Below are 4512 nucleotides of genomic sequence, written 5' to 3' on the forward strand. Positions count from 1 at the left end.
TTCTTGAAGGCCACCGGCCAGAAACACATCGACAGGTCGGGGAAACCGTACGGGTTGTCGAAGGTCGCATCCTGCGTGGCCACAACGAACTTGCGCGGCGGCAACAATTCGCCGGCAAGGCCGGCATGCCGGGCCCGGAAGCGCAACTGATTACCGTCGTCAAAGCAGAACCACTCGGGAGGCTTGCCGACCACATCGGTGACCACCAGGCGACCGTCACGCTGCGCCCAGGTCAGCTCAGCCGGCTGGTAGCCAAAGAAGGCCGCATCCAGCAGCTCGCCGATGATACGGTCGATATCCCAGCCTTCCATCACGCTGGTGAGGAAGTCCACCACGGACTTGTTGGCATTGCGGGGCGTCATGCCGCGCTCAAGTGCCTTGACCGCCGATTTGCGGCGACGAATGCTGCTACCAACCAGCGGTTCGGCGCGCAGCTCGCGATAGACGCTGATATCGCGGCCCAGTGACTTGAGGATCACGTCCGGGTTGGGTAGCCACTGGGTAAAACCGAGGATGCCAGCCGGGCTGCGTTCGCGAGTGGCGATGGAGCGCATCAGGGGGCGCTTGCGGTCGGCGAAAGCGACAAACTCGGTCGGTGTTACATACAGTCCGCGTGCCATTAAAATCCCTCCAGTAGTCGTTTGGCCTGTCGGCGTCTGCGAGACTTCGCAGTGACTGGCCCCTTGTTAATCTCGCGGCTGGCAAAATAGGCCAGCGCCAGCGCGATCGCCGCATCGCCGTGACGTTTTCCTCCATCCGACTTGGATTTTGAGCGCTGTTCAGGAACGCGAGGGACGCCATTGATAATCTGGACGGCACGAAGATCATCGAGCGTGTCCTCATCTTTCGGCAGCCCCTCCAGGTTGCCGTCCTCGAAAGCTGCTTTAACCGGCGGCATATGTTCCCGGTACCAGCCCTCGGTGGGCATAACCTGCTTGACCCGGCTCGAGCCATAACGTTGCATGGCATATTCCGCAAGATAAGCGCCATTGCCCCGTGCATCGAATGCCGCCCCCAGCAACCCGGGGAGGCCATCCATCAGATACCAGGTGATCTGCTCTTGTTGCTTGAATGGCACGTTACGCAGCTCCAGTACGAACGGCACGCGGCGCACCAGGTTCTTTTGCTGCAGTAGCGGGTAATCCACTGACAGGTCACCGCTACGACCAAAATCCCGCCCCAGGAAAGAACGGGCATTAGCGGGTAACGCCGCCAGCAGTGGTTTCAGATGCGTATCCAGCCAGTCCTGTGTCTCGGTGAAGCGCACCTCGTCCGACTTCAGCTCGTAGCCTTCCGGGCAGGTCAGACGCAGCACCGGTGTATCTGCAGACATGCGGGATTCAATCAGCGCTCGAGACAACCAGGCGCCGCCGCCATTGGCTGGAACACAGTCAAGCTCTTCAGATGCGCCGGCACCATAGAATTTGTACACCGACGCCATCCACGCCTGTTCGGCATCCTCCGACCACGTTTTACCGGTACGTAAACAAACGCGTCGGAACAGACCTTCGGATACGGCCTCCTTGAATGTAATGCGTTGAACACTGCCTCCCTGACGGCCCGCCCGGATATCACCGATCAGCGTGTTGAACGGGTTATCATCCCCGTCATGGGTGGAGATGACGCGTACCTTGCCGCCCCAGATAAGCATCGCCAGCGCCGCTTTCAGCAGCTCGTCCAGCTGTTCGTGGAACGCGGCCTCATCGATAACGATGATGCCCTGACGACCACGCAGGTTAGAGGGGCGACTGGAAAGTGCGACGATACGAAAGCCCGAATCCGGGAATTTGATGGTGTAGGTCTTGATGTGCTTGTCGTCTTCCTCTTCCTCCCAGAAGCCTTCTTCGATTTCGCTGGCGGCATAGTTGAACACCCGGGCCCACATGGCACAGGCCTGGATATACTCGACGGTCATGTCCTGGTTGTAGGCGATGTAGTAAACGTTCATACCTCCCGCCGACGTTGACGAAGCAGCAGTCAGCACGTTGTCGGAAGCCTCTGCCCAGGTAATGCCGGTTCGCCTGCTCTTCTCTATTACTTTGAGCGGTGAGCTGTCAGCCACCCAACGCTGTTGGTAGGGCATCAGCGCCACAGGGACATCAAGGCTTGAGGTATCGGGTAATACAGGGGCCAGCAGGTTCATGTGGCAATCCCCAGAATTTCACGGCGCAAGGCGGTGACGGCTTCGGCAGACAGGCCGCCCTTGCGGGCGATCTTTTCTGCAGCATTGGCCGCTTTCTCTGTTTTCTCACGCACTTCTGACTGGTAGCGTTTAAGGTTCACGGACGAGCGGGTCAGCGTGGCGATGCTTTTACCCACCTTGGCCAACAGAGAGGCCCGTTCAGCCGGCTCCATTTCCTCGTCACTGGCTTCGCGCACGTCGATAAGCGCCGTCAGGATATCGGCCTGAATGGTGGCGATGATGGCCTCAGAGCGTTTGTCCTGATCATCTTCAGCCCCTTCGGTGATCACCCTGGCCATTTCGGTCGCTTCCCGGATAGCGGCGAAGCGGCGTTGGACCTTCTGCCCGTAGCGGGAGATCTGCGCCCGACCGATGCTGTAGCCCTTGTCACGCAGCAGCGTCTCAAGCTCGCGATAGCCGCTGAAGTTGCGCTCGGTCAACGCCCGGTCAAGCCATTCACGCACTGGCTGGGGCAACACTTCGATATGACTGCGTGGCGCCATGATCACTCCCTCCAGTATTTGGCCGGACGGGCAATGCCGGGCACGTCGTCCGTCACATATTCCACCAGGTTGACCCCCGCCGGCGTCAGTGTCGCCGTCCAGGAACGCGCCGGTGGCCGGGTGAGTTCAACCAGCGCCAGCCCGTCAAGGAACAGCAACTCTCTCTGCAATTCCAGATTGGTCAGATCGGGATAGAGCGAGCTGCCCACATCCCAGAGCAGGCGGTCATTTGCCGGGTAAGGCCGCGCCTTGTTAATCACCTGCAACAGCACCCAGCGAAGCCCTTCACGTCTGGCCTGAGCCGTATCAATCATCATGTTATCCTCCCTTTACCTGCCGCAGTTGTATGTTTTCCAGCTTCTGGTAGATGGCATCCAGGCGGGATTCGACCACCTGCTGGTAGTGAATGAACTCATCGCGCCGGACGTAGCGTTCCGGCACTTCCACCTTGAACTCCAGCACCTCCCGCTCAAGCCGTGCCCATTTGTCGGACGAGTCACGCATCAGGCGCTCGAGCGAATTGAACCGCTCGGCCTGGCGCTTTTCGGTCTCGTTGATAAACCACTTGGCCAGCCCGCCGATAAAGCCCAAAAAGCCCAGCAAATAGCCCACCAGCACCCAGAAATCCAGCTGTAACGTCATTGTTGTAGTCCTTCGATGTAATCCAGCAGGCCGTTCACTTGCTCGCGCCAGAGGCGGCACTGCCGGCCGTTGTCGGTGACGTTGGCGAGGATATCGCGCTGACTGATGTCGGACCGGCGTAACCGGGCGTCAGCGGCGCCAGTTGACCCGGGCGTTTTGCCAGCGCCGGTGGCAGTGGCGGTAGCGCCTGCACCTTCGGCGTCGGGCACGCCGAGGACGGTGTTGTAGTGCTGCACGAAGCCACGAGTAAACACGCAGGACACAGGATGTAGCCTGCCTTTTTCATCCATCCATTGCCGGGTAACATCATCAATCTGCCTTTTAAGTCGGGTGTTTTCGGCATCAAGCCGTTCAATGCGCGCCAGGTAGTTGCGCTCGCTCGCAACAGAAGCAGCAAGCTGGCGCTCGAAACGTTGTTGTAATTCACGCAAGGTCTGCAGTTGACGTTCGGCGCGCTGCTTCTCCAGTCGACTGAAGCCTTCCTGCAACTGAGAGACGCGTTGCTCGCCGAGCTGCTTCGCCTGGGAAAAGCCGCGGGCATGGCCGTGCCACCAGAGTGCGGACAGCAGCGTCAACAGCGCGAGTACCGCCAGCGCGCCCAGAATCTGCGTTTTAAACACAGCTGCTTCCTCCCCAGCTCAGATAACGCGGTGCCAGTTCACGCAGAATACGCGCCGGATAATGGCGGTTCTCACGCCAGGCCGCCGGACTCCGCCCGGCGTTGACCTGCTCGATATGCCCAAACCAGCGGCGCCCCTCCAGCCCCCGGGATACCGCCAGGCGGCGGTCACGTTGCACCCAGCCGAGTCCGCCGTTGTAGGCCGACAGCGTCATGGCCATGCGCTCGCAGTCGTTGACGGCATCCAGGCGTTGCCACAGCCAGCGGTCATAGTGCATCAGCGCGCGGATGCTCCAGTCGGGGTTGAACGGGGCCTTGGCAGCCAGTTCCGGTACCAGGTCACCGAACCACCGGGTGGTGGCCGGCATAAACTGCCCGAGCCCCTCTGCACCTACCGGTGACACGGCGTCTGGACGCCAGTGGCTCTCCTGATGAATTTGGGCGGCGAAATCAGCGACCGGGGCATTCAGCCCCCATACCAGGCGAGCATTACGAATGGTCGCATCCCGGTAGTGCTGAGCGGCGGCCGGCGGCTGGGCCGCCTGTGCCTGGGAAAAGAATCCGCC

7 protein-coding genes are annotated in these 4512 nt (G+C 60.4%); all 7 read right to left on the reverse strand.

Annotated features, from left to right (window positions below):
- A partial coding sequence (locus AC4PR2_RS27690; protein ID WP_492175889.1) for a phage portal protein family protein occupies positions 1 to 620 on the reverse strand: 620 nt, incomplete at its 3' end.
- Positions 620 to 2143, reverse strand: a complete 1524-nt coding sequence (locus AC4PR2_RS27695; protein WP_492175890.1) for a hypothetical protein — start codon at positions 2141 to 2143, stop codon at positions 620 to 622. The genes AC4PR2_RS27690 and AC4PR2_RS27695, both read right to left, overlap by 1 nt.
- Positions 2140 to 2685 (reverse strand): DUF3486 family protein, encoded by a 546-nt coding sequence (locus tag AC4PR2_RS27700; protein WP_201884162.1) that lies wholly within the window; start codon positions 2683 to 2685, stop codon positions 2140 to 2142. Before AC4PR2_RS27700 ends, AC4PR2_RS27695 begins: the two co-directional genes overlap by 4 nt.
- Positions 2686 to 2687: 2 nt before the next feature.
- Positions 2688 to 3002 (reverse strand): hypothetical protein, encoded by a 315-nt coding sequence (locus AC4PR2_RS27705; RefSeq protein ID WP_241517491.1) that lies wholly within the window; start codon positions 3000 to 3002, stop codon positions 2688 to 2690.
- A gap of 1 nt (position 3003) precedes the next feature.
- Positions 3004 to 3327, reverse strand: a complete 324-nt coding sequence (locus AC4PR2_RS27710) for a hypothetical protein (RefSeq protein WP_492175891.1) — start codon at positions 3325 to 3327, stop codon at positions 3004 to 3006.
- The gene (locus AC4PR2_RS27715) at positions 3324 to 3947 is read right to left on the reverse strand and encodes a hypothetical protein (RefSeq protein WP_492175892.1); all 624 of its coding nucleotides are present in this window, start codon (positions 3945 to 3947) and stop codon (positions 3324 to 3326) included. Before AC4PR2_RS27715 ends, AC4PR2_RS27710 begins: the two co-directional genes overlap by 4 nt.
- Positions 3940 to 4512: transglycosylase SLT domain-containing protein (locus tag AC4PR2_RS27720; protein ID WP_492175893.1), on the reverse strand; the 573-nt coding region annotated here is incomplete at its 5' end. The genes AC4PR2_RS27715 and AC4PR2_RS27720, both read right to left, overlap by 8 nt.

Source organism: Serratia sp. A07 (assembly GCF_058725505.1).